This is a genomic window from Dolichospermum sp. UHCC 0260 (assembly GCF_009711985.1).
Taxonomy (GTDB): domain Bacteria; phylum Cyanobacteriota; class Cyanobacteriia; order Cyanobacteriales; family Nostocaceae; genus Dolichospermum; species Dolichospermum lemmermannii.
Genome location: NZ_VIKZ01000014.1, coordinates 3,848 through 7,195 on the forward strand (window position 1 = coordinate 3,848; position 3,348 = coordinate 7,195).

The 3,348-nt window shown below is 42.4% G+C and carries 5 protein-coding genes, 1 tRNA gene and 1 other annotated feature; all 6 genes read left to right on the plus strand.

Annotated elements, in window-relative coordinates; all coding sequences use genetic code 11:
- Positions 1-170 precede the first annotated feature (170 nt).
- The 6 genes from rplS to rplA all read left to right on the plus strand — a co-directional run bounded on the left by rplS (position 171) and on the right by rplA (position 3,107).
- On the plus strand, positions 171-533 hold the full coding sequence (rplS, locus tag FJR08_RS07710) for a 50S ribosomal protein L19 (protein WP_015078221.1): 363 nt from the start codon (positions 171-173) through the stop codon (positions 531-533).
- A 150-nt stretch (positions 534-683) separates the two neighbouring features.
- Positions 684-756 (plus strand) — tRNA-Trp (locus tag FJR08_RS07715).
- A 184-nt stretch (positions 757-940) separates the two neighbouring features.
- Positions 941-1,162 (plus strand): preprotein translocase subunit SecE, encoded by a 222-nt coding sequence (gene secE / locus FJR08_RS07720; RefSeq protein ID WP_015078220.1) that lies wholly within the window; start codon positions 941-943, stop codon positions 1,160-1,162.
- Entirely contained in the window at positions 1,162-1,794 is a 633-nt protein-coding gene (nusG, locus tag FJR08_RS07725; protein ID WP_015078219.1) for a transcription termination/antitermination protein NusG, read from the plus strand. Before secE ends, nusG begins: the two co-directional genes overlap by 1 nt.
- A gap of 6 nt (positions 1,795-1,800) precedes the next feature.
- Complete coding sequence (rplK, locus tag FJR08_RS07730; protein ID WP_015078218.1) at positions 1,801-2,226, plus strand: 50S ribosomal protein L11; 426 nt, start codon at positions 1,801-1,803, stop codon at positions 2,224-2,226.
- A 164-nt stretch (positions 2,227-2,390) separates the two neighbouring features.
- Positions 2,391-3,107, plus strand: coding sequence for a 50S ribosomal protein L1 (gene rplA, locus FJR08_RS07735; RefSeq protein ID WP_015078217.1), 717 nt, complete (start codon positions 2,391-2,393; stop codon positions 3,105-3,107).
- A 54-nt stretch (positions 3,108-3,161) separates the two neighbouring features.
- Positions 3,162-3,329, plus strand: a sequence feature (ribosomal protein L10 leader region).
- Positions 3,330-3,348 lie beyond the last annotated feature (19 nt).

Consider the following 3,348-nt stretch of genomic DNA (forward strand, 5'->3'; position numbering starts at 1 on the left):
GTCATTAGGTAATTTTCTTCTTTCTTCTTTCTTCTTCCTTCTTCCTGACTCCTGATAGCGAAGCGTGGCGTTAGCCATACTCCTGACTCCTCCAATAAATAGCTGGACTCTTTGGCAACTATAGATTTATAATTAACGATTGTGAGTTTTTTCAAAAAACATAAAAAGTAATGAACGCCCAAGAGATTATCCGCTCAATTGAAGCGGAGCAAATGAAATCTGACTTACCCGATATCTATGTCGGTGACACAGTTAAGGTAGGAATCAAAATTCAGGAAGGCACTAAATTCCGTGTGCAACCTTACGAAGGTGTAGTTATAGCTAGACGCAATGGCGGCATCAACGAAACTATCACAGTTCGTAAAGTTTTCCAAGGTGTGGGTGTAGAACGAGTATTTTTGCTTCATTCTCCCCTGGTTGAAAGCATTAAAGTATTGCGTCGTGGTAAGGTTAGACGTGCTAAATTATATTATCTACGCGCCCTCGTCGGTAAGGCAACCCGCATTAAACAAAGATTCGACCGCCCTCTATAATTCCCAATGGTGAATTAATAGACAAAACCCAGTCTGCAAGCGGCATCTGCCGCTAACTTGCCAAAAGAAAAAAAATAAGTTACAATCAGAAGCGAAATTGCGTTAGAATAAAAAAAGTTCAGCGCAATGACTGTAACAAGAAAAGCTTGTGCGCTCTTAGTTCAGTTGGTAGAACGCAGGTCTCCAAAACCTGATGTCGGGGGTTCAAGTCCTCCAGGGCGCGCTAAAAAAGAAAAATACTGCCCGAAGCAATAACGCCACTGCCAAAACAGCAGAAAACGTCAATTATTTCGGGTATAATTTTTTTGAAATATAGCTTGACTGTTGCCAGTTAATTTAGGCCGAAGCTATAAACCTTGAAAAAAATCACAAGGTTAGGCTATTTAAGAAACGGGGGGATAACGACTGTGGCCAAAAAAAATGAAGCAGAAATGCCAGAAACCGAAAATGGGTTTAACTTAAACAATTTTTTCCAAGGAACAAAGGAAGAACTTGAGAAAGTAATTTGGCCCAGTCGGAAACAGTTGGTGAGTGAATCAGCCGCTGTACTATTAATGGTTACACTCTCCGCCTCTTTGATATATTTGGTAGATGGATTGTTCGCTTGGGCAGCAAAACAGGTGTTCTGATGACTTCTGCAACAGACGAACCACGCAACTCCGAGTTGCAGTCAGATGACACACTCTTAACAGGGATCAAAGAAGTCCGCTGGTATGCAGTGCAAGTAGCCTCTGGCTGTGAGAAACGGGTAAAGACAAATTTAGAGCAACGTATCCAAACTTTTGATGTCGCTGATAGAATCGTCCAGGTGGAAATTCCCCACACCCCAACGGTGAAAATCCGTAAGGACGGTAAACGTCTACCTTCAGAAGAAAAGGTTTTCCCTGGTTATGTGCTAGTCCGAATGGCGATGAGTGATGATACATGGCAGGTGGTAAGAAACACCTCCCACGTGATTAACTTTGTGGGCGCAGAGCAGAAGCGTGGTAGCGGTAGAGGCCGTGGTCACGTTAAGCCAGTTCCCCTGAATCCTTCGGAAGTTGAACGCATATTCAAACAAGCCTTGGAACAAGAGCCAGTAGTCATAATTGATATGGCTACAGGTGATAAGATAGTTGTGCTTTCTGGTCCATTTAAGGATTTTGAAGGCGAGGTGATTGAAGTTTCCCCAGAACGGAGTAAACTAAAAGCTCTGCTTTCTATCTTTGGACGAGATACACCAGTAGAATTGGAATTTAATCAGGTTAAAAAACAGAGCTAAATACAAATGGCGAAGAAAGTAGTAGCGGTCATTAAATTGGCCCTGAATGCTGGGAAAGCCAACCCAGCACCGCCAGTTGGTCCTGCATTGGGTCAACATGGTGTTAACATCATGATGTTCTGCAAGGAGTACAACGCCAAAACAGCAGACCAAGCTGGAATGGTGATACCTGTAGAAATTTCTGTTTATGAAGATAGAAGTTTTACATTTGTACTCAAAACTCCACCAGCATCAGTTTTGATTCGCAAGGCAGCGAAGATTGAAAGAGGCTCAAGTGAACCCAACAAAACTAAAGTTGGTAGCATTAGCAGAACGCAATTACGTGAAATTGCTCAAACCAAGCTTCCTGATCTCAACGCCAATGATATTGATGCAGCCATGAATATCGTGGAAGGAACTGCTAAAAACATGGGCGTAACAATCACAGATTAGGTGACAGAGAACAGGCTTCGCCGTGAGCGTCAGCGAAACGGTGACAGGTGACAGTAGATAAAAAAATAACAACTGACAACTGACAACTGACAACTGACAACTGACTAATAACAAAATCATATCGGGGGAGAAGCACGACTTCGAGATTACCCCAGGAGAAAAAAATGGCAAAAAAAGTATCACGCCGCTTACAGGCGTTGCTAGAAAAAGTAGAAGATCGGGATTATACACCCTTAGAAGCATTAGCTCTGTTAAAAGAAACAGCAACCGCTAAATTTGCTGAGGCTGCTGAAGCTCATATTCGTTTAGGAATTGATCCTAAATATACAGACCAACAGTTGCGGACAACGGTAGCACTACCTAAAGGCACAGGACAGATAATTCGGGTAGCAGTTATCGCCAGAGGGGAAAAAGTCACAGAAGCAACTAATGCTGGTGCTGATATAGCTGGTTCTGAAGAACTCATTGAAGATATTCAGAAAGGCATGATGGACTTTGACAAGCTGATTGCTACACCAGATGTGATGCCACAGGTAGCAAAGCTGGGTAAATTACTAGGTCCACGGGGTTTGATGCCCTCACCTAAAGGTGGAACAGTGACATTTGATGTTGCTAGTGCGATCGCTGAATTCAAAGCTGGTAAATTAGAATATCGGGCTGATCGAACTGGGATTGTCCATGTTATGTTTGGTAAGACTGCTTTTTCACCTGAAGATTTATTAATCAATCTGAAGGCATTACAAGAGTCAATTGACCGTAACCGTCCTTCGGGCGCTAAGGGTCGTTATTGGCGGTCAGTGTATATATCCTCGACAATGGGTCCGTCAATTGCTATTGACATTAGTGCTTTACGAGAGTTAAAAATAACTGACGCTGCATAGTTTGGTAATGGGTAATTGGTAGTAGATGAAGATAATCAGAAATTACCAATGACCAAAATTAAATAAGCAAAGCCGGAGACAGCAGGTGCTAATAGCTTAATACCCTGCCGAGGTTGTAATTTTAACCGCCTGAAGTTTAATCAAGAAAAGTTTGATAACTGCGGCCTTAAAAATACTACTTTGAAACCCTGGCTAAGATAGCTGGGGTTAAGTTTTTTCTGTGTGTCAGCAAAAAGGTGAC